We start from the raw sequence: 26636 nt of genomic DNA, 5'->3' as shown, positions 1-26636 counted from the left end.
CTGTAGGACCAGCGCTTCGAACGCCCCCGAAGTGAACCCTCGGGGGCGCCTGAATCAGGCCGGTTGGGCCTGGGACGACAGCGGTTGCAGCGGCAGTAACGGCGCGTGCGGGTCGGCCTTGATCGAATTACGCCAGGCAGCGAGCCACTCGGCATGCCCTTCGCTCCAGATCTGCTCATGCAAGCGGGCCAGGGCTACCGGGTCGCTGAGCAACGCCAGGCGTTCGCCGTTGTTGAGGCCGGCAGGGCCGACTTTCAACGCGTGGCGCACACGCTCGGCACGCAGGTACTCGATCGGCTCGGCCTGACCGTGACGCGAGGTCGCCAGGGCACAGGCCAGGGCGTTCTGCTGCGGGTCGACCACCGAGCGCACAAAGCCGTCTTTCAGCGCGTGCCAACGGTTTTCGTGGGTGTACTTGTCGGTGGACAGCAACGCTTGCGGCGGATTGTATTCCTCAGGGATCAGGAACAGGCTCTCATCGCGGGACTTCAGGCCAAGGTTGACCCGGCTGGAGATCACCGACACCGGGATCGACAGCATCAACGAACCGACGATCGGTACCAGCCACCACAGGAAGCTCGGGTTCAACCACACCACCAGCAGGGCCCAGAAGAAGCCCAGCAGGGTCTGCGTGCCGTGACGCTTGATCGCTTCGCCCCACGGGGTGGAGTCGTCGTCACGCTGCGGCGAGTTCCAGGTCGCGGCCCAGCCGAGGAACGCGGCGAGCACGAAACGGGTGTGGAAAATCATCCGCACCGGCGCCAGCAGCATGGAGAACAGCATCTCCAGCAGCATAGACATCGTCACCTTGAACTTGCCACCGAACTCCTTCGCACCTTTGGCCCAGATCAGGATGATGCTCAGCAACTTCGGCAGGAACAGCAGCACGATGGTGGTGGAGAACAGCGCCACCGCCTTGTCCGGATGCCATTGCGGCCACAGTGGGTACAACTGGCGTGGCGCCATGAAGTACTGCGGCTCCATCAGGGTGTTGACCGCCAGCAAGGCCGTCGACAGCACCAGGAACAGGAACCACAACGGCGCCGACAGGTAGGACATCACGCCGGTCAGGAACACCGCGCGGTGCACCGGGTGCATGCCCTTGACCAGGAACAGGCGGAAGTTCATCAGGTTGCCGTGGCACCAGCGACGGTCACGCTTGAGTTCATCCAGCAGGTTCGGCGGCAGTTCTTCGTAGCTGCCCGGCAGGTCGTAGGCAATCCACACGCCCCAGCCGGCACGGCGCATCAGCGCCGCTTCAACGAAGTCGTGGGACAGGATGGAACCTGCGAACGCACCTTTACCCGGCAATGGCGCCAGGGCGCAGTGCTCGATAAACGGTTTCATGCGGATGATCGCGTTGTGACCCCAGTAGTGGGATTCACCCAACTGCCAGAAGTGCAGGCCGGCGGTGAACAGCGGGCCGTACACCCGGGTGGCGAATTGCTGCATGCGCGCATACAGGGTGTCCATGCCCGACGCACGCGGCGCGGTCTGGATAATCCCGGCATCCGGCGTGGCTTCCATCAGGCGCACCAGGCTGGTCAGGCATTCGCCGCTCATCACGCTGTCGGCGTCGAGAACCACCATGTACTTGTAGTCGCCGCCCCAACGACGGCAGAAGTCGTCGAGGTTGCCGCTTTTACGCTTCACGCGACGGCGACGGCGGCGATAGAAGATCTTGCCGAAGCCACCCGCCTCACGGCAGACGTCGAGCCAGGCTTGCTGCTCGGCGATGCAGATGTCGGCCTCGTTACTGTCGCTGAGCACGAAGAAGTCGAAACGATCGAGGTCACCGGTGGCGGCCACCGATTCGAACGTCGCGCGCAAACCGGCGAATACCCGCGGCACGTCTTCGTTGCAGATCGGCATGACCAGCGCGGTGCGCGCCTCTTTCGGGATCGGCTCGTCGCCGGCACTTTTACCGGAAATCCGGTATTTATCGTGGCCGGTGAGCAGTTCGAGGAAGCCCATCAATGCAGTCCAGAAACCGGCCGAGACCCAGCAGAACAAGATTCCGAACATGATCAGGATGCTGGTCTGCAGGGCGTAAGGCAGCACCTGGGTGGCGGTTTGCAGCAGGGTCTGGTTGCGGATCTCGTCGAAGTCGACCAGCGACCAGCCCTGGTACGGCATGATGCCTTTCATGTACCAGCCGGCCACGATGGTCTGGCCGAGCATCAGCACCAGCAGGATATAACGACGAATCGAACCCACGGTACGCCAGCGGGCCGCCGGCAATACGCGCTCATCCTTCGGCGGGGTCGGCGGGTTGCTGCGGCCGGTGATCCGTCGCCAGCCGCGCACCAGGATATTGGTGCGCCACGGTTCAGGCACCACGCGGGTACGGCGGATGGGCGGCGTGGCCTTGAGGCACACGCGCCCACTGGCGTCGAGCCCGAGCATTTCGGCGTCTTGCAGCTCTTCGGCCGTGCTGAGGGTCAAGCGGCGACCCACCGACGCCTGGGCGGCGTCGACGGGTGCATCGAACGCCTTGGACGACAAGCGCTCGTGCAACTCGGTGAAGGATGTGCAGCCCGCCAACTCGGCGCGCTGCTCAGCGGTCATCGGAAGATGCGCCAGGTACTCGGAGAGAGTCTCTGGCTGGACTTGAGAATTACTCATCGGCAGGCAACTGATAGCTCCAGGTTTCGGTCAGGACTTGCTCGGTCTTGATCGGCTCCGGTGTGGCTGGGGCAGCTTCTGGCTGCTTGGCTTCCTTGTCTTTCGCGTCTTTCTTGGCCTGTTTATCATGCTGCTTGGCCAGGACCTTGTCGGCCTTCAGCACCTGGGTGGAAACATGCTCAGGCTCAGGCGGCGTGATGTCCTGGACCAGGGCTGCACGCATCTCGGTCGGCTTGCCTGCGTCCTTGATCTTCATACGCAGGGTCAGGCGCCAGCCTTTGGTGTGTTCGTTGTAGCGCACGCTGTTTTCTACCAGCTCCGCGTTGTCACTCACGCTCACCTGGCTGCGCACCGGGGCGTCCGGCAGCAGTTTCTTCAAGGACGGGCCCTCGAAGTCCACCAGGTAAGCCACGCTGCCATCCGGCTGACGGATCAGGTTGGATTGCTTCACGTCACCGGTGGAGCGCAGGGTCTGCTTGACCCAGGCGCTGTCCGGCGAATGGAACGCGGCATCATCGAGGGTCCAGTGCAGGCGGTAGGCCACTTCCAGCGGCTTGCCGACTTCCGGCAACTCGGCCGGGCTCCAGAACGCAACGATGTTGTCGTTGGTTTCATCGGCAGTCGGGATCTCGACCAGGTCGACGGAGCCCTTGCCCCAGTCGCCTTCAGGCTCGATCCACGCGCTTGGACGCTTGTCGTAGTTGTCGTCGAGGTCTTCGTAGTGGCTGAAGTTGCGACCGCGTTGCAGCAGGCCGAACCCACGCGGGTTCTCCACGGTGAAGTTGCTGACCGACAGGTGTTTAGGGTTGTTCAGGGGGCGCCAGATCCACTCGCCGTTGCCGGCATGGATCGACAGGCCGCTGGAGTCATGCAACTCGCGACGGTAGTTGAGCACCTTGGACGGCTGGTTGGCGCCGAACAGGAACATGGAGGTCAACGGGGCAACGCCCAGCTTGCTGACCTTGTCACGCAGGAACATCTGGGATTTCACATCGACAACCGTGTCGGTGCCCGGACGCAGGATCAGGCGATAGGCGCCGGTCGCACGTGGGGAATCCAGCAGGGCAAAGATCACCAGGTGCTTGTCACCCGGTTTTGGACGTTCGATCCAGAACTCGGTGAAACGCGGGAATTCTTCACCCGACGGCAGCGCGGTATCGATCGCCATGCCACGGGCGGACAGGCCATAGACCTGGTCCTTGCCGACGACGCGGAAATAGCTGGCGCCGAGCATGGTCATGATTTCGTCTTGCTTGTCGCCCTTGTTGATCGGGTACAGCACACGGAAACCGGCGTAACCCAGCTGTTCGGTGGCTTTAGGATCAAACTTCACGTCGCCGAAATCGAAGCGAGTCGGGTCGTATTTGATTTCCTGGACGCTGTCGGCGGTCACTTCGTTGATTTTCACCGGTGTATCGAAATGCATACCCTGGTGATAGAAGGACAACTTGAACGGGGTGTTCTGATCGGCCCATTCGGCTTTTTCATTGCGGAAACGAATCTTCTGGTAGTCCGCGAACTTCATTTCGCGGAACTCGTTCGGCAGATTGCTGCGCGGAGCTTCGTATTTCTGCCCGGCCAGCTCTTTTGCCTTGGCCGACACATCATCCAGACTGAATGCCCACAGTTGACCCGCGCCGAACAGGCAAAACAGGGCGGAGCCCGTCACCAGTGCGTTTCGTAACCGTTTGGCCGACAATTTTGGTGCATTACAGGGACTAACAATCACGAGCAACCCTCGCCGAAAACAGATCAAAAAACCAACGGCCAGCTATCTATATGCCAGGTTGGCGAGCATTGTTCCGACTCCCCAGGGTCCAAATGATTCCCCTGAGGCCGTCGGACAAGTCTCTACCTAAGTCAAAAATGGACCAAACAACGCTGATCCCCGTAGCGCGCGATTATCTAGTAGCCCGCGAGACAACGCATCAGGGACAACGAAGTATTTGTAGCGAAACCCTACGTTTTTAGGCATTAAAGTCGTTTTTAATACATTCATGTCTGTAAGAGAAAGGTCACAGGGCCATCATTGACCAGATGCACCTGCATATCTGCGCCAAAACGCCCCGAGGCCACCTTGCCATGCAATTGTTGCGCTTGTAACAGCAAGTGATCAAAAAGCGCCGCTCCCAGGGCCGGCGGTGCAGCGGTTGAGAAGCTTGGCCGCAGGCCGCTCTTGGTATCCGCCGCCAGGGTGAACTGCGACACCAGCAGCAATCCGCCATCGATATCCTTCAACGACAGGTTCATCTTGCCCTCGTCGTCGCTGAACACCCGGTAGTTAAGCAGCTTGTGCAGCAGTTTGTCGGCGCTCTCGGGCGTATCTGCAGGTTCGACGGCCACCAGCACCAGCAAACCTTGGTCAATCGCTCCGACGATTTCGTCCGCCACTTCGACCCGGGCGCTACGCACCCGTTGCAGCAAGGCCTTCATGCTTCTTCTGGCGGCAGATCAAGCAGGCGCCGTGCCATTTCGCCGGTCGCGCGCACCAATGCATCGGTAATCCCGGGCTCGGACGCCGCATGACCCGCTTCACGAATGACCTGCAGTTCGCTGTTCGGCCATGCCTGATGCAGCTCCCAGGCGTTATCCAGCGGGCAGATCATATCGTAGCGGCCATGGATGATGACGCCAGGCAGATGGGCGATCTTGTGCATATCGCGAATCAGCTGGTTGGGCTCCAGGAAGGAGTTGTTGGTGAAGTAGTGGCACTCGATACGGGCGATGGACAGCGCGCGCTGAGGCTCGGAAAAACGCTCCACGTGCTGCGGGCTCGGGCACAGGCCGAGCATGCGCCCTTCCCAGCCGGACCAGGCCTTGGCGGCGTGCATCTGGGCGATCTGGTCGTTGCCGGTCAGGCGCTTGTGGTAGGCCGCGATCATGTCGTGACGCTCATCGGCGGGAATCGGCGCGATGTAGTCCTGCCAGTAGTCCGGGAACAGGCGGCTGGCACCAGCCTGGTAGAACCATTCGATGTCCTGGGGGCGGGCGAGGAAAATACCGCGCACGATCAGGCCATGCACACGTTCGGGGTGGGTTTGCGCGTAGGCCAGGGCCAGGGTCGAGCCCCAGGAGCCGCCGAACAGCACCCATTTGTCGATGCCAAGATGTTCGCGGATGCGCTCGAGGTCGGCGACCAGGTCCCAGGTGGTGTTGTTTTCCAGGCTCGCGCGCGGGGTGGAACGGCCGCAGCCACGCTGGTCGAAGGTGACGATGCGGTACAGGTTGGGATCGAAATAGCAGCGGCTCTGGGCATCGCAACCGGCGCCAGGGCCACCGTGGATGAATACGACAGGCAAGCCTTCGGGGGAGCCACTTTCATCGACGTACAGCGTGTGGGTGTCATCGACGGCCAGATCGTGCCGGGCGTAGGGTTTGATCTGCGGGTACCAAGTCTGCATTGCGCGCTCCGTAGGGGGTCGGGTTCATCCCTGGGGGGACGTCTTTTATTTTGCCGTCTGGCACTATAAACCCGAATTGTGCAATGAGCATGTCCTTGAGCGCTTAGAGCTGCGTCAGTAGTTCGCTCCTCAGGTAATCCAACAGGTAGCCGTACAGCCGATCCACCTCCGGGGCCTGGCCCTTTGCGCGCAGACAGCCGTGGACCAGGCCTTTGCCCGGATACAACCGCGCAGGCACACCGGCCTGTTGCAGGCGCTCGGCGTACAGCATGCCGTCGTCGCGCAGCGGGTCGAATTGGGCTACTGCGATCAAGGCCTTGGGCAAACCACTGAAATCCTCGGCCAGCAGCGGCATAGCATAGGGCGATGGTTTAGCCAAACCACGCAGGTAGAGCGCCAGGTAGTAGTCGGTGTCGGCAGTGCTGAGCAGCGGCGCGTCCATGCAGTCACGGCGCGAGGGCAAATCAGCCGGGCCGCCCAGTCCGGGGTAAATAAGGACCTGGGCCCGCGGCATAGGCTGGCCATCATCGCGCAACCCCAGGCACAACGCCGCCGCCAGGTTGCCGCCCGCACTGTCACCGACCACTGCCAGGCGTTGCCGATCGATGGCGTGTGGCGCCTGCCCTTTCTGGATCGCCTGCCACACTGCGTGGCAATCGTCGTAGGCGGCCGGGAATGGGTGCTCGGGCGCCAGGCGGTAGTCGATGGCGATCACCAGCACCCGGAGGGCATTGGCCAGCTCGAAGCAGATGAAGTCGTGGGAATCCAGGCCGCCGACCACCCAGCCACCGCCGTGTATATAGAGGAGACATGGCCAGCCGTCGGCGGGTGGCGGTGTGGGGGGCAGATAACTGCGCACGTCCACGCCGGCCAGGGTGAAGTCCGTGAGCTGCAAGCCTTCCGGTTTCGGCGGGGTGAATGCCTGGCACATGCGTTCGTAACTTTGGCGCAGGCTCGCCAGGGAAGAGTGGGCGCTGGTGAAAGACTCGGTTTTTTCAACGAACGCGACAAGTTGCGGGGATATCGGGTACATACGCAATGATCTCTGGCGCGGCAGGTTCAAGGTCGGAGGTTTCCGATTGCGATGAATCAGTCACTTGATAGGTTGCCCGGCATGGCGCTATCGGGGCAGTCGTATCTACACATCTTCGGTGAAAGAATAATCTAAGGTAATGAAGTCCTTGTGGTGAGCGGGCTTGCCCCGCGCTGGGCTGCGAAGCAGCCCTAAAACCCCACACGCTGAGTACTAACAGAAAATCCCGGCGCCTTTATTGGGGCTGCTTCGCAGCCCAGCGCGGGGCAAGCCCGCTCACCACAGCGTTATGCGTCAACCCTTAAGATACCCATGGCTATCGGGGGCTGCACTTGGCTTAGGGTTTGAGGTAGGCCTGGAGCGACGCCAAGCCATCGCTGCCATCAAATGCTGTAACCCCGGCCAACCAGCGCTGCAAATCCTCGGGGTGGTCGCGCAGCCATTGCCTGGCCACGTCCTGCGGTGACTGGCGCTCCATGATCGGCACCATGAGCTGGCTTTCCTGGGCCGCGGTGAAGGTCAGGTTCTCGAGCAATCGGTTAGCGTTGGGGCAGCGTTCGGCGAAGTCCGGCGCGGTCACGGTGGAGACCGTGGCGCGCCCTTCGTCAGGACCGAACACGTCTTCGCTGCCAGTGAGATAGGCCATTTTCATATTGATGTTCATGGGGTGCGGGGTCCACCCGACAAATACCATGAACTCCTTGCGGTTCACCGCGCGCTGCACCGCCGCCAACATGCCAGCCTCACCGGAAGCCACCAGCTTGAAGCCGCCCAGGCCGAAGTGGTTGGTGTCGATCATTTTCTGGATATCGGTATTGGCGCCGCTGCCGGGCTCGATGCCGTAGATCTTGCCGCCCAGCTTGTCCTTGAAGCGGGCGATGTCGGCAAAGGTCTTCAGCCCGGCGTCAGCCACGTATTGCGGCACGGCCAGGGTGGCCTGGGCGTCGGCGAGGCTGGGTTTATCAAAGACTTTGACCTGCCTGGCGGCCAGAAACGGCGCGATGTTGTTGTCCATCGCCGGCTTCCAATAGCCGAGGAACACGTCCAGGCGTTTATCGCGGATACCGGCAAAGATGATCTGCTGCACGGCGCTGGTCTGCTTGCTGTCATAGCCCAGGCCGCTGAGCAGCACGTCGGCCATGCCCGAGGTGGCGACCACATCGGTCCAACTGACCACGCCCATGCGAATGGATTTGCAGGAGGCCGGTTCGGCGGCCATGGCTTGGGCACTGAGGAGTGCGGCGCCGGTGAGGGTCAACAGGTAACGGTTGAACAGTCTTTTCATGAAAGAGGTCTCACTCGGCAGCTTTTATTATGGGAAGTGGCGTCTGGTGCGCCATAACCACAACCTTACCGAGCGAGACCTCTCCCAACACGACCTGTGGCGACTGTGAGTTGCACAGGGGCGACCGTTCGTCACTCGTAGCGCTTGCGCCCCCACGCCAGCAAGCCTTCCAGTAGCTGCTTCAACACCACCTGCGTCGGCTCGGCCAGATCCGGGCGATAGCGGAACGGCTCGAACTCTTCCATATACGTGCTCTGGCACAATTCCAGCTGCACCGCATGGATATCCTGCGCCGGATTGCCGTAATGGCGGGTGATATGGCCGCCCTTGAAGCGCCCGTTCAATACATGGGTGTACTGAGGATGGGTGGCACAAATGGCCTCGAGCTGGCTGGCCAGTTCCGGATCACAGGCGGCGCCGTTGAAGGTGCCCAGGTTGAAATCCGGCAGTTTGCCGTCGAACAGGTGCGGGATCACCGAGCGGATCGAGTGCGCATCGAACAGCAACGCATAACCGAACTCGGCCTTGAGCCGCGCCAGTTCCTCTTGCAGCGCGCGGTGATACGGGCCCCAGATCTTTTGCAGGTAACTGGCGCGCTCTGTCTCGCTCGGCTCCAGACCTTCGCGGAACAACGGCACGCCATCGAACAGGGTCGCCGGGTACAGGCCCGTGGTGGCACCGGCGTACAGCGGCTTGTCGTCCGAGGGCCGGTTCAGGTCAATGACAAACCGCGAGTACTCCGCCGACAGGGTGCTGGCACCCAGCGCTTCGGCGAAGTCATACAGCGTGGGGATGTGCCAATCGGTGTCCGGCAGGCTTTGCGCTTCGGGGATCAACCCGGCTTCCACCGCAGGCGTCAGGCGCAGGCCGGCGTGGGGCATGCTGATCAGCAGCGGCACACGGCCTTGTTTGAAGTTCAGAACCTTATCCACAGCAGTGCTCCTTATAGGGTGACGTCGACGCCGTGGCGCACGACGCGTTTATCCAGCTCACCGCCCAGCCAATAGGCGAGGTCGGCGGGGCGATCAATCTGCCAGGCGACAAAGTCGGCGACCTTGCCCACTTCCAGGGACCCATGGGTGTCGCCCATGCCCAGGGCGGTGGCCGCATGTTGTGTGACACCGGCCAGGGCTTCTTCCGGGGTCATACGGAACAGGGTGCAGGCCATGTTCAGCATCAGGCGTACCGACAACGCCGGCGAGGTGCCGGGGTTGAGGTCACTGGCGATGGCGATCTTCACGCCGTGCCTGCGCAGGGCGTCCATCGGCGGCAGTTGGGTTTCGCGCAGGAAGTAGAACGCCCCCGGCAGCAACACGGCGACGGTGCCGGCAGCGGCCATGGCGATGGCGTCTTCTTCGGTCATGAATTCCAGGTGATCCGCCGACAGCGCGTGGTAACGCGCCGCCAGGCTGGAGCCGTGCAGCGACGACAGCTGCTCGGCATGCAGTTTCACCGGCAGGCCGAGTTGCTGGGCGACCTTGAACACCCGCTCCACCTGCTCGGTGGAAAACGCCAGGTATTCGCAGAACGCATCCACCGCGTCCACCAACCCCTGCGCCGCCAAGGCCGGCAGCATTTCATTGCAGATGTGCTCGATGTAATCGTCGGCGCGGTCCTTGTACTCCGGCGGCAATGCATGGGCCGCCAGGCACGTGGCACGCACGCTGACCGGCAGCGCTTCGCCCAGGCGCCGAGCCACACGCAACATCTTGCGCTCGTTGGCCAGGTCCAGGCCGTAGCCGGACTTGATCTCCACCGTGGTCACGCCATCGCGCAGCAGGCTGCGCAGGCGCTTATGGGCGCTGGCGAAGAGTTCATCCTCCGTGGCGGCGCGGGTGGCGCGCACGGTGCTGGCAATACCGCCGCCCTTGGCCGCGATGTCGGCATAGCTCACGCCCTCGAGGCGCTGCTCGAATTCGCCGCTGCGATTGCCGCCAAACACCGCGTGGGTGTGGCAGTCGATCAGCCCGGGGGTGACCCACGCGCCTTGCAGGTCATGCACCTGGGCGTAATCCGCCGTCGGTACTTCGCTGCGCGGACCGATCCACTCGATGAGCGAACCGGCGGTGACCAGGGCGGCATCCTCGATGATCGAGTATTTGCCCTGGGCCATGGTTGCGACGTGGCAGTGTTGCCAAAGGGTTTTCATCAACGCCTCCCTAAGTTATCGATGAGACAAGGCCGGGTCGTAATGGACCTTGGCCGCTTGCCCGGCGGCGGGCTTGACCCACAGCAGATAGGCAACGACCAGCAACACGATCCACACCGCACCGACCAGCAAGGCCGCCTGGGTGTCCGGGAAGTAACCGAGCACGCCAAACACAAACAGCATGAACACGATGGCCGCAGCCGGCGCGTAGGGCCAGAACGGCACCGGGAATTTCAATTCGGCGACCTGCTCTTTCGTCATCGAGCGGCGCATGGCGACCTGGGTGAACAGGATCATCAGCCACACCCATACGGTGGCGAAGGTGGCAATCGACGCGATCAGCAGGAACACGTTTTCCGGGATCAGGTAGTTGAGCAGCACACCGCCGAGCAAGGCGGCGCCCATCACCACCACCGTCATCCACGGTACGCCTTGCCTGGACAACCGGGCAAAGCCCTTGGGCGCCTGCCCTTGCTGCGCCAGGCCGTACATCATGCGGCCGGCACCGAAGATGTCGCTGTTGATAGCCGACACGGCCGCCGAAATCACCACGATATTGAGGAGGGTCGCCGCCGAGCCTATCCCGAGGTTGCTGAAGATCTGCACGAACGGACTGCCTTGGCTGCCGATCTGCGGCCATGGGTAGATGGCCATCAAGACAAACAACGTCAGCACGTAGAACAACAGGATGCGCAGCGGCACGGCGTTGATCGCCTTGGGGATCACGCGCTGCGGATCCTTGGCTTCACCGGCGGTGATGCCGATGATCTCGATGCCGCCAAACGCGAACATCACCACTGCAAACGAGGCGATCAGCCCACCAATGCCGTTGGGCATGAAGCCGCCGTGGGCCCACAGGTTGCTCAGGCCGCTGGCCTGGGTTTCGCCGGCCGAGTGGATGCCGAACAGCATGATGCCGAAACCGCCGAGGATCATCGCCACGATGGCGCCGACCTTGAGCAGCGACAGCCAGAACTCCATCTCGCCAAAGACCTTGACGTTGCACAGGTTCAGGCCGCCGATCAAAAACACGATGCCGAGCACCCAGACCCAGCGTGCGACCTCGGGAAACCAGAAGCCCATGTAGATGCCGAAGGCGGTGACGTCGGCGAGACAGACGATGATCATTTCAAAGGCGTAGGTCCAGCCCAGGATAAAACCGGCCAACGGGCCCAGGTAGGTGCTGGCGTATTGGCCGAAGGAGCCGGAGACCGGGTTGTGCACGGCCATTTCACCGAGGGCGCGCATCACCATGAACACTGCGGCGCCGCCGATCAGGTAGGCCAGCAGCACGGCGGGGCCAGCCATCTGGATGGCCGAGGCGGACCCGTAGAACAGCCCGGTGCCGATCGCGGAACCGAGGGCCATGAAGCGAATATGTCGGGCGCTCAGCCCGCGTTTCAAACCCTTTTCTTGCTGGTGCATTTCTCGTCCCTAATTATTTTTATCCTGAGAAAGTTGTTTGTGGTGAGCGAGCTTGCTCGCGCTCGAGTGCGAAGCGCTCGCGGCCTTTTTTGGGGCTGCTGCGCAGCCCGGCGCGAGCAAGCTCGCTCACCACAGAGAGCCATGCCGTTGTCTGAACCGCTTACAGGCTCGGCAGCAACGTGGCCGGCACCAGCTCATTCAGGCAGCGGCTGGCGAGCAGTTCGCTGGCGGCGATGATGTCCGGGGCGAAGAAGCGGTCCTTGTCGTAGAACGTCACTTTGTCGCGCAGGATGCCACGGGCTTTTTCCAGCTTCGGCGAGGTTTTCAGGCCTTCGCGCAGGTCCAGGCCCTGGCACGCGGCCAGCCATTCCACGGCGAGGATGCCGCGGGTGTTCTCGGCCATTTCCCACAGGCGCTTGCCGGCAGCCGGGGCCATCGACACGTGGTCTTCCTGGTTGGCGGACGTCGGGATGCTGTCGACGCTATGGGGATGAGCCAATGCCTTGTTCTCACTGGCAAGGGCGGCGGCGGTCACCTGGGCGATCATGAAACCGGAGTTCACCCCACCATTGCCCACCAGGAACGGCGGCAGTTGCGACATGTGCTTGTCCATCATCAGCGAGATGCGACGCTCGCTCAGGGAGCCGATTTCGGCGATGGCCAGGGCCATGTTGTCAGCGGCCATGGCCACCGGTTCGGCGTGGAAGTTGCCACCGGAGATCACGTCACCCTCAGCGGCAAATACCAACGGGTTATCGGACACGGCGTTGGCTTCGACCACCAGTACCTCGGCCGCCTGGCGCAACTGGGTCAGGCAGGCGCCCATGACTTGTGGCTGGCAGCGCAGGGAGTACGGGTCCTGCACCTTGTCGCAGTTCTGGTGCGACTGCGACACCTGGCTGCTCTCACCGAGCAGGTCACGGTAGGCCGCCGCCGAATCGATCTGCCCACGTTGACCGCGAGCCGCATGAATACGGGCGTCGAACGGCGAGCGCGAACCCAGCACCGCTTCCACGGTAAGGCCGCCGCACGCCAGGGCGCCGGCGAACAGGTCTTCGCCCTCGAACAGGCCACGCAGGGCATAGGCGGTGGACACCTGGGTGCCGTTGAGCAGCGCCAGGCCCTCCTTGGCGGCGAGGGTCAGCGGCGTCAGGCCGGCGACTTTCAGCGCGTCGGTGGCTTCCAGCCATTCGCCCTTGTAGCGCGCCTTGCCTTCGCCCAGCAGCACCAGGGACATGTGCGCCAACGGCGCCAGGTCACCGGAAGCACCAACGGAGCCTTTCAGAGGAATATGCGGGTACACCTCGGCATTGATCAGCGCAATCAGCGCGTCGATCACCTGCCGGCGAATCCCGGAGAACCCACGGCTGAGGCTGTTGACCTTGAGCACCATGACCAGCCGCACCAGCGCATCGCTGATCGGCTCACCGACGCCGGCGGCGTGGGACAACACCAGGGAACGCTGGAGGTTTTCCAGGTCTTCGCTGGCGATGCGGGTCGAGGCCAGCAGGCCGAAACCAGTGTTGATGCCATAGGCGGTGCGGTTCTCGGCGAGAATCTGTTCCACGCAGGCCACACTGGCTTCGATCTGGGCCGAGGCACTGTCATCCAGACTGAGGGTTACCGGCTGCTGGTAGATGGCCCGCAGTTGGGCGAGGCTCAGTTGGCCTGGAATCAGGTTTAGCGCAGTCACATTCATACTCCTTGTGAATTATTCTTTTGAAATAAGTATTCAGTACAGATTCGGTAAGGCGGTGTCCTTGAGCACCTTGGCGGCGGCCGCAATATCCGGCGCCAGCCAACGGTCCTGCTCATAGGCCGGCACCACTTCACGCAACAGGCGCCAGGCGCGATCGGTGCCCGCGCCGAAGCGCTGGTCTTTCAGGAATTCGAAGGCCTGGGCCGCCAGCAGGTACTCGATGGCGAGGATCTGGGTGACGTTGGCCACTACCTGGTGCAGCTTGAGCGCGGCGTTGGTGCCCATGCTCAGGTGGTCCTCCTGCAGGCCCGAGGTGACGAAGTTGTCGAGCACCGCCGGTTGCGCCAATTGGCGGTTCTGTCCGCACAGCGAGGCGGCGACGTACTGCACGATCATCATCCCGGAGTTGACCCCTGGGTTGCTCACCAGGAACGCCGGCAGGCCGCTGACGTGGGGGTTGATCAGGCGGTCGAGGCGGCGCTCGGCCACCGAGCCGATTTCGGCCAGGGCAATCGCCAGCAGGTCGGCCGCCAGGGCGACGGACTGGCCGTGGGGGTTGGCCTGGGACACCACGCGGTAGTGGTCCGGCGTGCCGAGCACCAGCGGGTTGTCGGTGGCGCTGTTGAGTTCGGTCTCGATCTGACGAGTGGCGTGTTCCACCTGGTCGCGCGCCGCGCCGTGGATCTGCGGGATCGAGCGCAGGCTCAGGGCGTCCTGGGTGCGGATGCCTTTGCTGCTCGCAATCACTTCACTGCCATCGAGCAACGCACGCAGGTTGCGGCCGACATGCTGCATGCCCGGGTGCGGCTTGAGGGCGATGATTTCTTCGTCGAAGGCGTCGATCTGGCCGCGCTGGGCTTCGAAGCTCATGGCACCGATCACGTCGGCCCATTGCAGCAAATGATGGGCGTCGGCCAGGGCCAGGCAGCTCAGGCCGGTCATGCACGGCGTGCCGTTGACCAGGCACAGGCCGTCCTTGGCGCCGAGGACCACCGGCTGCAAACCTTCTTCGTCCAGGGCCTGTTGCGCCGGGACGATCCGGCCGCGATAGCTCACATTTCCGACACCCAGCAGCGCCACGCCGACATGGGCCATATGAGTCAGGTAACCCACCGAGCCCTGGGACGGTACTTGTGGCGTGATGCCGTGGTTGAGCAGCGCCAGCAGCGAATGCACCACCTGCGGATGCAGGCCGGATTTGCCGTGGCTGTAGTTGATGACCGCCGCGCAGATGATCGCGCGGGTCTGCTCGTCGCTGAGGACCGGGCCGACGCCACAGGCGTGACTCAACAGGGTATTGCGCGACAGCTGGCTCAGTTGCTCGCCTTTAAGCGACACGTTGCACAATGCGCCCAACCCGGTGTTCACGCCGTAGGCGCGTTCGCCGCTGGTAACGATGCGCTGCACGATGGCCTGGGCATTGTCGATACGCGCCCAGGCCTGGCCCGAGAGTTCGAGCACCGCACCATGACGGGCCACGGCGACCACGTCCTGCCAGCGCAGGGGGGTGTCGGCGATGATGATTTTTGCTGCCTGGGACATTGTTGACCTCTTCATATTCTCTACAGCTTTGCCGGCCTCACCACAGAACCTGGGTCAGACCACCGCCGCACGCCGCTGGACAAACCGATCCACATACTCATCCGCCGGCGAATGCAGGATCTCCCGCGGCGTGCCGACCTGGATCAGCCTGCCGTCCTTGAGAATCGCGATGCGGTTGCCGATACGCACGGCCTCGTCGAGGTCGTGGGTGATGAACACGATGGTCTTGTGCAGGGTCTTTTGCAGCTCGAGCAACTGGTCCTGCATCTCGGCGCGGATCAGCGGGTCGAGGGCGCTGAAGGCTTCGTCCATCAGGATGATGTCGGTGTCAGCGGCCAGGGCGCGGGCCAGGCCGACACGCTGGCGCATGCCGCCGGAGAGCTGGTGCGGGTACTTGTTTTCGTAGCCCTTGAGGCCCACGGTTTCGATCCAGTGCAGCGCGCGTTCAGCGCAGACCTGCTTGGTTTCGCCACGCACCTTGAGGCCGTAGGCGACGTTGTCGAGCACGCTCTTGTGGGGCAGCAGGCCGAAGCTCTGGAACACCATGCTGATCTTGTGCCGACGGAATTGGCGCAGGGCGTCCATGTCCAGTTGCAGGATGTCTTCGCCGTCCACCAGGATCGCGCCGCTGGTGGGGTCGATCAGGCGGTTGAAGTGGCGCACCAGCGTGGATTTGCCCGAGCCCGACAGGCCCATGATCACGAAGATCTCACCGGTGCCGATGCTCAGGGACAAATCGTTCACGCCGACCACGCAGCCGGTCTCGGCCAGCACCTGGTCCTTGGTCTTGCCCTGGCCAACCATCGCCAGCGCCTCCTTGGAGCGGGCGCCGAAGATCTTGAAGACGTTTTTAACTTCGATTTTGCTGACAGTAGTCATTTGCTCGCCTCATGCCGTGGACGACCATAGGCCTGGGTAATGCGGTCGATGACCACGGCGAGAATCACGATCGCCAGCCCGGCTTCGAGGCCCCGGCCGACGTTGAGGGTCTGGATGCCGACCAGGACGTCTTCACCCAAGCCACGGGCGCCGATCATCGAGGCGATCACTACCATCGACAACGCCATCATGGTGGTCTGGTTGATACCGGCCATGATGCTCGGCAGCGCCAGCGGCAATTGCACGCCGAACAGCTGTTGCCAGCGGTTGGCACCAAAGGCGTTGATGGCTTCCATGACTTCGCCGTCGACCTGGCGAATCCCCAGGTCGGTGAGGCGAATCAGTGGCGGCGCGGCGTAGATCACCGTGGCGAAAATCGCCGGCACCTTGCCCAGGCCGAACAGCATCAGCACCGGGATCAGGTACACGAAGCTGGGCATGGTCTGCATGATGTCGAGCAGCGGCATCAACACCGAACGCAGGCGATTGCTGCGCGCCGACAGGATGCCCAGCGGGATGCCGATCAACACCGAGATCACCGTGGCAACCATCATCAGCGCCAGGGTCTGCATCAGCTTGTCCCACAGGCCGACCGCGCCCACCAGGAACAGCAAACCAACGATCACCGCCGTGGTCAGCACCTTGCGGGTGGCATGCCAGGCAACGGCGCCGACGATGGCCAGCATCAGCCACCAGGGGGCGGCGCGCAGCAGCCCTTCCAGGTTGACGATGGCCCACAGCAGGGTGTCGGAGATGTGCCGGAACACATCGCCGTAGTTGGTGACCAGTGAATCCACCCAACCATTGACCCAGTCGGCGATGGAAAACGTAAAACTCTCAGGAAACATAGCGTGCTCTCGATCCAGTGGGTTGTGGCCAGGCGCCCGGCTACCCATGAGGGTAGCCGTGCACACTTGACCTACAAGGCCGCGTCGATTTTCTTGGCTGCCTCGTCGCTCACCCAGGCGTGCCAGACTTCAGGATGTTCCTTGAGGAAAATTTTCGCCAGTTTCGGCGACTCAATGCGCTCCTTGGCCATGCGCCCCAGGTTCTGGTTCAGCAGGTCGATGGGCAAGTTGACTTTTTCCAGCACGGCCACCAGTTCCGGGGCTTGTTCGTGGAAGGTCTTGGACAGGCCGACCTTGATGCTCACGGTCTTATCCACACCGGTTTTTTCTTCCAGCTTGACCAGGTCGACCTGGCCCATCAGCGGGGTTGGCGACCAGTAGTAGAACAGGATCGGCTCGCCACGCTTGTAGCTCGACAGCACCGCCGCATCCAGCGCCGGGCCGGTGCCTGGGCGGAAGTTGGTGTAGGTGCTTTCCAGGCCGTAGCTCTTGAGCATTTCGCTGTTGTCCAGCTCGCAGGTCCAGCCGGCCGGGCAGTTGTAGAAACGGCCCTTGGACGGTTCTTCCTGGTCCTTGAACACCGCGGCGTACTTGGCCAGGTCGGCGATGTTTTTCAGGTCCGGCGCCTTGGCTTCCAGCTTGCGCTTGGCGTCGCCTTCGATCACGTAGCGCGGTACGTACCAGCCTTCGACGGCGCCCACCACCGGGGCACCGACACCGACGACTTTGCCGGCCTTCTCGGCCTTGTTCCAGACTTCGCTGCGGCCGACCCATTCTTCGGCAAACACTTGGATGTCGTTGCTGCTCAGGGCGTTTTCCATGGTGATGGAGTTGCCTGGCAAGCTGTCGGTTTTGCAGTCGTAGCCTTTTTCCAGCACGGTTTGCAGGATGTCGGTGAGCAACATGCCGCTTTCCCAGTTCAGGCCGGCGAATTTCACCGGTTTGCCGGATTCACACCAACCGGCCGCCTGGGCGCCAGCAGTGGCCAGCAAGCCCGCGGAAAACACGGTGGCCAACAGGGTCTTATGCATTTTCATTGTTGTGACGCTCCCAAATCTTGAAATGGATTACGGCAGTCAGTAGGCATCCTGCCCTGTCCACGTCCCATCAGGCCTGTGCAACCAGCCCGTTTGTCGTCGTCGGTGCAGCGCCCTGCTCTGTCGGCAGGGTCAGGTGTTCAGGCGTTGCGCGAGGCCACTTTTTCGCCGCCCAGTAATAGAGCGCGGCGGGAAGAACCAGGCCGATGATCCAGGAAATATCCACATCCCCCAGGGCCGCCACCAGGGGACCGGTGTAGAACTTGGTGGAGATGAACGGCAATTGCACCAGCACACCGAAGACATACACGCTGATACCGAGCAGGTTCCAACGGCCATAGCGCCCGTTCGGATCGGCCAGCGCCGGCACGTCGTAGCGATCGCGGGTGATGCAGTAGTAGTCGACCAGATTGATCGCGCTCCATGGGGTAAAAAACGCCAGCAGGAACAGGATGAAGGACTTGAACGCCCCCAGGAACGAGTGCTGCCCGAGCAAGGCGATCAGGGTCGCCGTACCGACGATGGCCAGTACGAAAAACAGGCGCTGCAAGCGCGTGACCTCGAGGCGACCGCGAAAGCCGCTGATGATCGTGGCAATGCACATGAAGCTGCCGTAGGAGTTCAGCGTGGAGATGGTGACCTTGCCGAACGCGATGCTGAAATACAGCAGCGCCGCAGTGGCTCCGGTACCGCCCAGGCCGACGATGTAGGCCACTTCGTGACCGGCAAATTGCCCGTTGGACATGGCCGCGGCAAACACGCCGAGGATCATCGCCACTTGTGCACCCACCACCGAACCTGCGCCTGCGGCAAGAAAGGTTTTCAGCGAGGACGTGTTGCTCGGCAGGTAGCGTGAATAGTCCGCCACGTACGGGCCGAAGGCGATTTGCCAGGAGGCCGCGAGCGACACCGCCAGCAGGAAGCTGCTCCAGCTGAAGTGGCGGATTTGCAGGAGTGCGCCTACGTCGGCCTGGCTCATCAGACGGCTGAACAGGTAGACAAAGGCAATCACGCCAATGACGCTGGCAACGCGGCCGATGAAGTGGATCACCCGGTAACCGAGCACCGTGACCAGCACGATGACACTGGCGAAGATCAGGATCCCGACGCTGTCGCTGACACCAAACAACTGGCCCAGGGCCTGGCCGGAAAGCACGGTGCCGGTGGCGGTGAAACCAAGGTACATCAGGCAGACCAGCACGATCGGAATCGCCGCGCCGTACACACCGAACTGCACCCGGCTGGAGATCATCTGCGGCAGGCCCAGCCTGGGCCCTTGCGCCGCATGCAACGCCATGACGCCGCCGCCCAGCAGTTGACCGATCAACAGACCGAGCAACGACCAGAACACATCACCGCCCAGCACCACGGCCAGGGCCCCGGTGACGATCGCCGTGATCTGCAGGTTGGCACCCAGCCACAGGGTGAACTGGCTCAAGAGACGACCGTGTCTTTCCGCTTCCGGGATGTAGTCGATCGAACGCCTTTCGATCAACGGGGTGGTGCTTGCACGCGCGTCACTTGCAGCCATGGGTGTTCAACCTCTGATGGATTGTCTTGGGGGTCGCCGCCGCTCAACTGTGGGAGGGGGCTTGCTCCCGATAGCAGTGGGTCAGTCACCAGACCTATTGGCTGATACACCGCCATCGGGAGCAAGCCCCCTCCCACATTGGTTACTTGATCATTGGAAGATTGAGGCCCTGCTCTTTGGCGCAGTCGATGGCGATCTGGTAACCGGCGTCCGCATGACGCATCACACCGGTGGCCGGGTCGTTGTGCAGCACGCGGGCGATGCGCTCGGCCGCTTCGTCGGTCCCGTCACAGACGATCACCATGCCGGAGTGCTGGGAGAAGCCCATGCCCACGCCGCCACCGTGGTGCAGCGAAACCCAGGTCGCGCCGCTGGCGGTGTTGAGCAAGGCGTTGAGCAGCGGCCAGTCGGACACGGCGTCGGAACCGTCCTGCATGGATTCGGTTTCGCGGTTGGGGCTGGCGACCGAACCGGAGTCCAAGTGGTCACGACCGATCACCACCGGTGCCGACAGCTCGCCGCTACGCACCATCTCGTTGAACGCCAGGCCGAGCTTGGCGCGTTGGCCCAGGCCAACCCAGCAGATACGCGCTGGCAGGCCCTGGAAGCTGATGCGCTCGCGCGCCATGTCCAACCAGTTGTGCAGGTGTGCGTCATCGGGGATCAGCTCTTTGACCTTGGCGTCGGTCTTGTAGATGTCCTGCGGGTCGCCCGACAGCGCAGCCCAGCGGAACGGGCCGATGCCACGGCAGAACAGCGGACGGATGTACGCCGGTACGAAGCCTGGGAAGTCGAAGGCATTTTCCACGCCCTCTTCCTGGGCCATCTGGCGGATGTTGTTGCCGTAGTCGAAGGTCGGGATGCCTTGCTTCTGGAAGTCCAGCATGGCTTTGACGTGCACCGCCATCGACTGCTTGGCGGCCTTGATCACGGCAGCCGGTTCGGTCTTGGCGCGGGCGCGGTATTCGTCCCAGGTCCAGCCGGCCGGCAGGTAACCGTTGAGCGGGTCGTGGGCGCTGGTCTGGTCGGTAACCATGTCCGGGCGCACGCCACGCTTGACCAGTTCCGGCAGGATTTCAGCGGCGTTACCCAGCAACGCGATGGAGATGGCCTTGCCTTCCTTTGTGTACTTGGCGATGCGGGCCAGGGCGTCATCGAGGTCGGTGGCCTGCTCGTCGACATAGCGGCTGTTGAGGCGGAAATCGATGCTGACCTGCTGGCATTCAATGTTCAGCGAGCACGCGCCAGCGAGGGTTGCGGCCAGAGGCTGGGCACCGCCCATGCCGCCGAGGCCGGCGGTGAGGACCCAACGACCCTTCAAGTTGCTGTCGTAATGCTGGCGACCGGCTTCGACGAAGGTTTCGTAGGTGCCCTGGACGATGCCCTGGCTGCCGATGTAGATCCAGCTGCCGGCGGTCATCTGGCCGTACATGGCCAGGCCCTTGGCATCCAGTTCATTGAAGTGCTCCCAGCTGGCCCAGTGCGGTACCAGATTGGAGTTGGCGATCAGCACACGCGGGGCATTGCTGTGGGTCTTGAACACGCCGACCGGCTTGCCGGATTGCACCAGCAGGGTTTCGTCGTCATTCAGGTGGGTGAGGCTCTCGACGATCTGGTCGTAGCACTCCCAGTTGCGCGCTGCACGGCCAATACCGCCGTACACCACCAGTTCCTTGGGGTTCTCGGCCACTTGCGGATCGAGGTTGTTCATGAGCATGCGCAGCGGCGCTTCAGTCAGCCAGCTTTTGGCGGTGAGCTTGTTACCGCGGGCGGCGCGGATTTCGACGTCACGGTATTTTGTAGGCTTGGTCACAACAAGAACTCCTCGGCGATCGATGCGCGAACATGGATGGTGCGAAGGAGAGTCTTACGCACACATCTTTACTTGTACATACAAGCATATGCAATCAAGCGGCCAACTTTCCGAGAGAGGTGTTAGGATTTTTCCGAAAAGCGTGTGCGAGCCTTGTAAATTAAGGCTTCGAGGCGTGATGAAATTTCTTGCGAAGGGGTTTTATAGCGAGGGAGGTGTGTCACGACAGCGCGGTTTTGCGCCGAGCTGGGGCGTTCGGTAACAAATTGGTGCAGGGACTGGAAACAGATTCTATAAGCGACACAAAAACAAATGTGGGAGGGGGCTTGCTCCCGATTGCGGTGTGTCAGCCCAGGATATACCCACTGATCCACCGCTATCGGGAGCAAGCCCCCTCCCACATTTTTTAACCCCGCGGGGTCAGTTCGATGATGCAGCAGCGACCCGTGACGGAAATATCCAGCAGACCGCTGTTACCGTCCACTTGCAGGCAATCGTGATGGCCCAGTACCTCGTCCAGCACCTTCACTTCATCCGCCACACTGAACACCAGCACCGTCTGCGCCGTGCTGAAAAACCGTTGCACACCATCCACCCACTGCAACCGCGCATGGTAACGCTGGGGCGAGTAGATCAGGTTGAAGTCGCGGATCGGCCCGGTAATCAAGCGGCATGAAACCTGGCTGTCGCCTTTGAAGGCGAACGGTTGCAGCGGTAACAACCCGCGCTGCTCCTCGCCATCCACGGTCAGCACCATGCCTGCGCCTTTGATCACGGTGATCACGCGCTGGTAGCCGGCAAAGGTGGAAAACCCGCCAGACTCGCCGATATCGGCAATCGACAGGCGCCAGCCGAAGCCTTCCAGGCCCTCGCCGGCATCGCGGGTGATTTCTTCGGTACTGCCGCCGCCGTTTTTCCACGGCATGCGCGCGTAATCGGCGGCGCGCCAGACTTTTACTGCACTCATTTACTGAACCGTCCTTCCAGGCTGTGGCGGGAGCCGGGGTGGATCAAACGCGCGGCAGTCACCGGCTGACGACCGGACCAGGTACGCCGGCGAATCAACAGGCACGGCTCGCTCGGCTCGATCTGCAGCAACTTGCACTCGGCAACGTCGGCGAGAATCGCTTCGACCACATGCTCGCCTTCGGTCAACGGCGCCACCTGGTTGAGATAGGCATAGGGGGTTTGCAGGGTGAAGTCCTGTTGCAGGTACTCCGGCGCGACTAGGGCGTTGACGAAACGGTCCTCGATTTGCACGGGAATATCGTTTTCGTAATGCACGATCAACGAGTGGAACACCCGCCCGCCTTCGCGCATTTCCAGGGCGACGGCGCGCTCGGAACCGGCAGCCTCTTCGCCCAGGGTGATGACCTGGCAGGTATGCCGATGACCGCGGGAGGCGATCTCATCGGCAATGTTGTGCACTTCGAACAGCGCCGACTGGCTCTTGGGCTCGGCGACGAACGTACCGACACCTTGCATGCGCACCAGCAAACCTTCGGCGGTAAGCTCGCGCAGGGCACGGTTGATGGTCATGCGGCTGAAGCCCAACTGGCTGACCAGTTCGCTCTCCGACGGTACGCGGTAATGGGGCGGCCAGTTGCCGTTGAGGATCTGCTGGCTGATCATCTGTTTGACGCGGGCATACAAGGGCGCCGGACTTTCGTCCATGTGGGCAGCCAGTGAAGACTTGGCGGGCGGAGTCGGCACAGGGAATCCTTGCAAGGGGAAAAGATGCATAGATTGCCGGAGTTTACCGAGCAGGCAAACGTCTGTATATGTATATACAAATAAACACACGACCGGGGTGCTCTAATCATGTCCGCTTTCTTTGCCGAACGCGCGCTGCTGCCTAGTGGATGGGCCAACGATGTACGTCTTGAAGTCAGCGCCGATGGCCTGCTGACACAGGTTGAGGCCAACGCCAGCGCAGACGGTGCCGAACGGCTCAGGGGCCCGGTATTGGCGGGCATGCCGAACCTGCACTCCCACGCCTTTCAGCGCGCCATGGCCGGGTTGGCCGAAGTGGCCGGCAACCCGAATGACAGTTTCTGGACCTGGCGCGACCTGATGTACCGCATGGTCGGCAAGATCAGCCCGGAGCAACTGCAGGTGATTGCCCGCCAGCTGTACATGGAGATGCTCAAGGCCGGCTACACCTCGGTGGCCGAATTCCACTACGTGCATCATGACGTCAGCGGTCAGCCGTACGCCGACCGCACGGAACTGTCGCGGCAGATCAGCCAAGCCGCAGCGAGCAGCGGTATCGGGCTGACGCTGGTACCGGTGCTCTATACCCACTCCGGGTTCGGCGGCCAGGCGCCCAATGAGGGCCAGCGACGGTTTATCAACAGCACCCAAAACTACCTGGACCTGCAGGCGCGCCTCAAACCGATCCTCGCGGCGCAACCGGCGCAGCAACTGGGCTTGTGCTTCCACTCCCTGCGCGCGGTTACACCACAGCAGATCAATGAAGTATTGGCCGCCAGCGACAAGACGTGCCCTGTGCATATCCATATCGCCGAACAGCAAAAGGAAGTCGACGACTGCCTGGCCTGGAGCGGCAAACGCCCGTTGCAATGGCTGTACGACAACGCCGAGGTCGATGAGCGCTGGTGCCTGGTGCACGCCACCCATGCCAACCCGGAAGAAGTGACACGCATGGCCACGAGCCGCGCGATTGCCGGCTTGTGCCTGACCACCGAAGCCAACCTGGGCGACGGGATTTTCCCGGCCGTGGATTTCCTCGCCCAGGGCGGACGCCTGGGCATCGGTTCCGACAGCCATGTATCACTGAGCGTGGTGGAAGAACTGCGCTGGCTGGAATACGGCCAACGCCTGCGCGATCAACGGCGCAATCGCTTGTATCGCAGCGACCAGCCGATGGTCGGCCGTACGTTGTTCGATGCGGCGCTGGACGGCGGCGCACAAGCGCTGGGGCAGCCGATAGGTCGACTGGAAGTGGGCAAGCGTGCGGATTGGATTGTGCTGGACGGTAACGATCCCTACCTGGCGACTGCCAGCGAGGATGGGATTCTCAATCGCTGGCTGTTTGCCGGCGGTGATCGGCAGGTGCGCGATGTGCTGGTGAACGGCAAGTGGGTGGTGCGCGATGGGCGGCATGCCGGCGAGGAAGAAAGCAACCGGGCGTTCACTGAAGTCTTGAGAGATTTGCTGAGCTGACAGGCAACACATAACAAATGTGGGAGGGGGCTTGCTCCCGATTGCGGTGTGTCAGCTAGAAATAATCTGCTGATACACCGCTATCGGGAGCAAGCCCCCTCCCACAATTGGATCTGTAGTGATCCTGGGTTATTGCGAAGTCTTCGCCATCTGCTTATCCGACGTGCGCCAGATCAACCGCGTGGTGTCATACCCTTGCTGCCGCGCCCTGCTCAAAAGGTCTTCACGGGTGTCCGCACTGACCGTCGGCGTGCGCGACAGGATCCACATATAGCGCCGGCTCGGGCTGCCGACGATGGCGGTCTTGTAGTCATCGCTGACGTACAGCACCCAGTAATCGCCCTTGGCGACGCCTGGCAGCAGTGACGTAAACCAGTTGTTGAATTCCACCCAGAGCTTGTCGGTCTTGCCAGGCACCTGCGGCGTGGCCGTGCCCTTGGCTTCTTCCCACTTCCACTCGGTGGTGAGGCAGCGGTTGAATACCGACATATCGCCATCAGGCAGCAATGTGTAGCGGGCTTCGGACTGCGCGCAGTTGCGCTGGAAGTACATCGGCAATCGAGCCAACTCATACCAGGTGCCCTGGTAACGCTTGAGGTTGACGTTGCTCGCTGTCTTGGGTTGCAGATCGTCGCCAGAATGGCTGGCGCAGCCCGCCAAAAACAGGCTGGCGCAAAGGAACAAAACAAAACGCATCATTCTTCTTCTCCCGCAGGCTTTCGCCCCGGTTTACTTCAGGCCTTGCCCGGAAAACATCAGAACTTTGTCACCGGCATATTGAACGCTGATAAAGCTGTTTTTATCGCCCCATGTGCAGCTGGACATGCCCAGTGCGCCGGAACAATCGGTCGGCTTGCCCAGCAGCGACTCCACCTCGGCCTTAGGCATGCCGGCCGACAACTTTGCGTAGTTTTCTTGATTGACCTTGCTGCAAGCGGCCAACAGCACGCAAAAGGCCAGCAAAGCGAGACGGCGTAACGACATGGAATAACTCCTGGAGGGACGAAGCAGCTTGGGTATCTGCCAGAAGCTTAGAAGGGAAAAGAGGTGTCTGGTTCCCGACGAACGAAAACAAAAAAGCCCCGAAAACGCTGAAACGTTTCGGGGCTTCTTTAAGGGTGAACCGGCTCACAACAACGCCGTTCACTTATCGCCGCAGCTTACTTCTTGTGGTAGGCGGTCACACGCTCAACTTCTTCCTTGGAACCCAGGAACACCGCCACACGCTGGTGCAAGCCGTCGGGCTGGATATCGAGGATGCGCTGGTGGCCGTCGGTGGACGCACCGCCCGCCTGTTCTACCAGGAAGGACATCGGGTTGGCTTCGTACATCAGGCGCAGTTTGCCCGGTTTGGACGGCTCGCGGCTGTCGCGTGGGTACATGAACAGGCCGCCACGGGTCAGGATACGGTGTACGTCGGCCACCATCGCCGCGACCCAACGCATGTTGAAGTTCTTCTTCAACGGGCCTTCTTCGCCTTCCATCAACTCGTTCACATAGCGCTTGACCGGCTCTTCCCAGTGGCGCTGGTTGGACATGTTGATCGCGAATTCCTGGGTGGAAGCCGGAATGGTGATGTCTTCATGGGTGAGGACGAAGCTGCCCATTTCACGGTCCAGGGTGAAGCCTTTGACGCCATCGCCCAGGGTCAGCACCAGCATGGTCTGTGGGCCGTAGATCGCGTAGCCGGCAGCGACCTGCTCAGTGCCCGGCTGCAGGAAGGCCTTTTCGTTCAGGGCTTCGTTCTGGCTCAGGTATTCGTTCGGGCAACGCAGTACCGAGAAGATGGTGCCGACCGGGGCGTTGATGTCGATGTTGGACGAACCGTCCAGTGGGTCGAACACCAGCAGGTAGGCGCCCTTCGGGTATTTGCCCGGGATCTGGTAGGCATTGTCCATTTCTTCGGACGCCATGCCGGCCAGGTGACCGCCCCATTCGTTGGCTTCGAGCAGGATTTCGTTGGAAATCACGTCGAGCTTCTTCTGCACTTCGCCCTGCACGTTTTCAGTGCCCATGCTGCCCAGGACACCACCCAATGCGCCTTTGGACACGGCGTGGCTGATTTCCTTGCAAGCACGCGCCACCACTTCGATAAGGAAGCGCAGATCGGCAGGCGTGTTGTTGCTGCGGGTCTGCTCAATCAAATAGCGACTCAAGGTAACGCGGGACATGGAAGGCTCCGA

The 26636-nt window shown here is 62.0% G+C and carries 22 protein-coding genes; 1 reads left to right on the top strand and 21 read right to left on the bottom strand.

Annotation, left to right across the window (positions count from 1 at the left end):
• Positions 1–54: 54 nt before the first annotated feature.
• The 18 genes from mdoH to hutC form a co-directional block, all read right to left on the bottom strand.
• On the bottom strand, positions 55–2625 hold the full coding sequence (gene mdoH, locus BLW22_RS32070) for a glucans biosynthesis glucosyltransferase MdoH (protein ID WP_065946670.1): 2571 nt from the start codon (positions 2623–2625) through the stop codon (positions 55–57).
• Positions 2618–4297, bottom strand: a complete 1680-nt coding sequence (locus BLW22_RS32065) for a glucan biosynthesis protein G (protein ID WP_235865643.1) — start codon at positions 4295–4297, stop codon at positions 2618–2620. Before BLW22_RS32065 ends, mdoH begins: the two co-directional genes overlap by 8 nt.
• A gap of 323 nt (positions 4298–4620) precedes the next feature.
• Entirely contained in the window at positions 4621–5058 is a 438-nt protein-coding gene (gene dtd / locus BLW22_RS32060; RefSeq protein ID WP_065925734.1) for a D-aminoacyl-tRNA deacylase, read from the bottom strand.
• Positions 5055–6026: a prolyl aminopeptidase gene (gene pip / locus BLW22_RS32055; RefSeq protein ID WP_027605045.1), complete on the bottom strand. Its 972-nt coding sequence runs from the start codon at positions 6024–6026 to the stop codon at positions 5055–5057. Before pip ends, dtd begins: the two co-directional genes overlap by 4 nt.
• A 103-nt stretch (positions 6027–6129) precedes the next feature.
• Positions 6130–7059, bottom strand: coding sequence for an alpha/beta hydrolase (locus BLW22_RS32050; protein WP_074848470.1), 930 nt, complete (start codon positions 7057–7059; stop codon positions 6130–6132).
• A 337-nt stretch (positions 7060–7396) separates the two neighbouring features.
• Positions 7397–8344, bottom strand: a complete 948-nt coding sequence (locus BLW22_RS32045; protein ID WP_074848468.1) for a choline ABC transporter substrate-binding protein — start codon at positions 8342–8344, stop codon at positions 7397–7399.
• Between the two features lie 131 nt (positions 8345–8475).
• The gene (gene hutG, locus BLW22_RS32040) at positions 8476–9276 is read right to left on the bottom strand and encodes an N-formylglutamate deformylase (RefSeq protein ID WP_065925738.1); all 801 of its coding nucleotides are present in this window, start codon (positions 9274–9276) and stop codon (positions 8476–8478) included.
• Positions 9277–9287: 11 nt separating this feature from the next.
• Entirely contained in the window at positions 9288–10493 is a 1206-nt protein-coding gene (gene hutI, locus BLW22_RS32035) for an imidazolonepropionase (protein WP_065946672.1), read from the bottom strand.
• Positions 10494–10508: 15 nt separating this feature from the next.
• Positions 10509–11918 (bottom strand): amino acid permease, encoded by a 1410-nt coding sequence (locus BLW22_RS32030; RefSeq protein ID WP_065925740.1) that lies wholly within the window; start codon positions 11916–11918, stop codon positions 10509–10511.
• A gap of 160 nt (positions 11919–12078) precedes the next feature.
• Positions 12079–13617 (bottom strand): histidine ammonia-lyase, encoded by a 1539-nt coding sequence (gene hutH / locus BLW22_RS32025; RefSeq protein WP_137211651.1) that lies wholly within the window; start codon positions 13615–13617, stop codon positions 12079–12081.
• 33 nt (positions 13618–13650) lie between these two features.
• Complete coding sequence (gene hutH / locus BLW22_RS32020; RefSeq protein WP_074848466.1) at positions 13651–15159, bottom strand: histidine ammonia-lyase; 1509 nt, start codon at positions 15157–15159, stop codon at positions 13651–13653.
• A gap of 54 nt (positions 15160–15213) precedes the next feature.
• Positions 15214–16038, bottom strand: a complete 825-nt coding sequence (locus tag BLW22_RS32015; protein WP_051429333.1) for a quaternary amine ABC transporter ATP-binding protein — start codon at positions 16036–16038, stop codon at positions 15214–15216.
• Positions 16035–16886 (bottom strand): ABC transporter permease, encoded by an 852-nt coding sequence (locus tag BLW22_RS32010; RefSeq protein ID WP_027605053.1) that lies wholly within the window; start codon positions 16884–16886, stop codon positions 16035–16037. Before BLW22_RS32010 ends, BLW22_RS32015 begins: the two co-directional genes overlap by 4 nt.
• Positions 16887–16957: 71 nt before the next feature.
• Positions 16958–17923 carry an ABC transporter substrate-binding protein gene (locus BLW22_RS32005; RefSeq protein WP_074848464.1) on the bottom strand — a complete coding sequence of 322 codons (966 nt, stop codon included), beginning with the start codon at positions 17921–17923 and terminating at the stop codon, positions 16958–16960.
• A 70-nt stretch (positions 17924–17993) separates the two neighbouring features.
• Entirely contained in the window at positions 17994–19454 is a 1461-nt protein-coding gene (locus BLW22_RS32000) for a purine-cytosine permease family protein (protein WP_074848462.1), read from the bottom strand.
• A gap of 142 nt (positions 19455–19596) precedes the next feature.
• Entirely contained in the window at positions 19597–21267 is a 1671-nt protein-coding gene (gene hutU, locus BLW22_RS31995; protein ID WP_027605056.1) for a urocanate hydratase, read from the bottom strand.
• A 406-nt stretch (positions 21268–21673) separates the two neighbouring features.
• Positions 21674–22234 (bottom strand): HutD/Ves family protein, encoded by a 561-nt coding sequence (locus BLW22_RS31990; RefSeq protein ID WP_065925743.1) that lies wholly within the window; start codon positions 22232–22234, stop codon positions 21674–21676.
• Complete coding sequence (hutC, locus tag BLW22_RS31985) at positions 22231–22941, bottom strand: histidine utilization repressor (protein WP_223841674.1); 711 nt, start codon at positions 22939–22941, stop codon at positions 22231–22233. Before hutC ends, BLW22_RS31990 begins: the two co-directional genes overlap by 4 nt.
• 147 nt (positions 22942–23088) lie before the next feature.
• Between hutC and BLW22_RS31980 the strand changes: the two genes are divergently transcribed.
• The gene (locus tag BLW22_RS31980) at positions 23089–24453 is read left to right on the top strand and encodes a formimidoylglutamate deiminase (RefSeq protein ID WP_074848460.1); all 1365 of its coding nucleotides are present in this window, start codon (positions 23089–23091) and stop codon (positions 24451–24453) included.
• A 129-nt stretch (positions 24454–24582) separates the two neighbouring features.
• On the opposite strand, the gene BLW22_RS31975 is transcribed toward BLW22_RS31980, so the two are convergent.
• From BLW22_RS31975 to BLW22_RS31965, 3 genes are all read right to left on the bottom strand, one after another.
• A complete protein-coding gene (locus tag BLW22_RS31975; RefSeq protein ID WP_027605060.1) occupies positions 24583–25152 on the bottom strand; it encodes a lipocalin family protein in 570 nt (189 codons plus the stop codon).
• A 30-nt stretch (positions 25153–25182) separates the two neighbouring features.
• Positions 25183–25437: a hypothetical protein gene (locus BLW22_RS31970; RefSeq protein ID WP_027605061.1), complete on the bottom strand. Its 255-nt coding sequence runs from the start codon at positions 25435–25437 to the stop codon at positions 25183–25185.
• Between the two features lie 176 nt (positions 25438–25613).
• Positions 25614–26624, bottom strand: a complete 1011-nt coding sequence (locus BLW22_RS31965) for a class 1 fructose-bisphosphatase (protein ID WP_027605062.1) — start codon at positions 26622–26624, stop codon at positions 25614–25616.
• Positions 26625–26636 lie beyond the last annotated feature (12 nt).

The sequence above is a fragment of the Pseudomonas marginalis genome (assembly GCF_900105325.1).
Taxonomy (GTDB): Bacteria; Pseudomonadota; Gammaproteobacteria; order Pseudomonadales; family Pseudomonadaceae; genus Aquipseudomonas; species Aquipseudomonas marginalis.
The sequence above is the reverse complement of the archived record's forward strand: the minus strand, read 5'-3'. Positions and strand labels throughout refer to the sequence as shown.

Coding starts and splice junctions, on each gene's coding strand:
- BLW22_RS31965 (WP_027605062.1), bottom strand. CDS start 26,624: ATGTCCCGCGTTACCTTGAGTCGCTATTTGATTGAGCAGACCCGCAGC.
- hutH (WP_074848466.1), bottom strand. CDS start 15,159: ATGTCCCAGGCAGCAAAAATCATCATCGCCGACACCCCCCTGCGCTGG.
- BLW22_RS32030 (WP_065925740.1), bottom strand. CDS start 11,918: ATGCACCAGCAAGAAAAGGGTTTGAAACGCGGGCTGAGCGCCCGACAT.
- BLW22_RS32015 (WP_051429333.1), bottom strand. CDS start 16,038: ATGACTACTGTCAGCAAAATCGAAGTTAAAAACGTCTTCAAGATCTTC.
- BLW22_RS31990 (WP_065925743.1), bottom strand. CDS start 22,234: ATGAGTGCAGTAAAAGTCTGGCGCGCCGCCGATTACGCGCGCATGCCG.
- BLW22_RS32005 (WP_074848464.1), bottom strand. CDS start 17,923: ATGAAAATGCATAAGACCCTGTTGGCCACCGTGTTTTCCGCGGGCTTG.
- pip (WP_027605045.1), bottom strand. CDS start 6,026: ATGCAGACTTGGTACCCGCAGATCAAACCCTACGCCCGGCACGATCTG.
- BLW22_RS32000 (WP_074848462.1), bottom strand. CDS start 19,454: ATGGCTGCAAGTGACGCGCGTGCAAGCACCACCCCGTTGATCGAAAGG.
- BLW22_RS31975 (WP_027605060.1), bottom strand. CDS start 25,152: ATGATGCGTTTTGTTTTGTTCCTTTGCGCCAGCCTGTTTTTGGCGGGC.
- hutI (WP_065946672.1), bottom strand. CDS start 10,493: ATGAAAACCCTTTGGCAACACTGCCACGTCGCAACCATGGCCCAGGGC.
- BLW22_RS32045 (WP_074848468.1), bottom strand. CDS start 8,344: ATGAAAAGACTGTTCAACCGTTACCTGTTGACCCTCACCGGCGCCGCA.
- BLW22_RS32010 (WP_027605053.1), bottom strand. CDS start 16,886: ATGTTTCCTGAGAGTTTTACGTTTTCCATCGCCGACTGGGTCAATGGT.
- BLW22_RS31970 (WP_027605061.1), bottom strand. CDS start 25,437: ATGTCGTTACGCCGTCTCGCTTTGCTGGCCTTTTGCGTGCTGTTGGCC.
- BLW22_RS31980 (WP_074848460.1), top strand. CDS start 23,089: ATGTCCGCTTTCTTTGCCGAACGCGCGCTGCTGCCTAGTGGATGGGCC.
- mdoH (WP_065946670.1), bottom strand. CDS start 2,625: ATGAGTAATTCTCAAGTCCAGCCAGAGACTCTCTCCGAGTACCTGGCG.
- hutC (WP_223841674.1), bottom strand. CDS start 22,941: ATGGACGAAAGTCCGGCGCCCTTGTATGCCCGCGTCAAACAGATGATC.
- BLW22_RS32050 (WP_074848470.1), bottom strand. CDS start 7,059: ATGTACCCGATATCCCCGCAACTTGTCGCGTTCGTTGAAAAAACCGAG.
- dtd (WP_065925734.1), bottom strand. CDS start 5,058: ATGAAGGCCTTGCTGCAACGGGTGCGTAGCGCCCGGGTCGAAGTGGCG.
- hutH (WP_137211651.1), bottom strand. CDS start 13,617: ATGAATGTGACTGCGCTAAACCTGATTCCAGGCCAACTGAGCCTCGCC.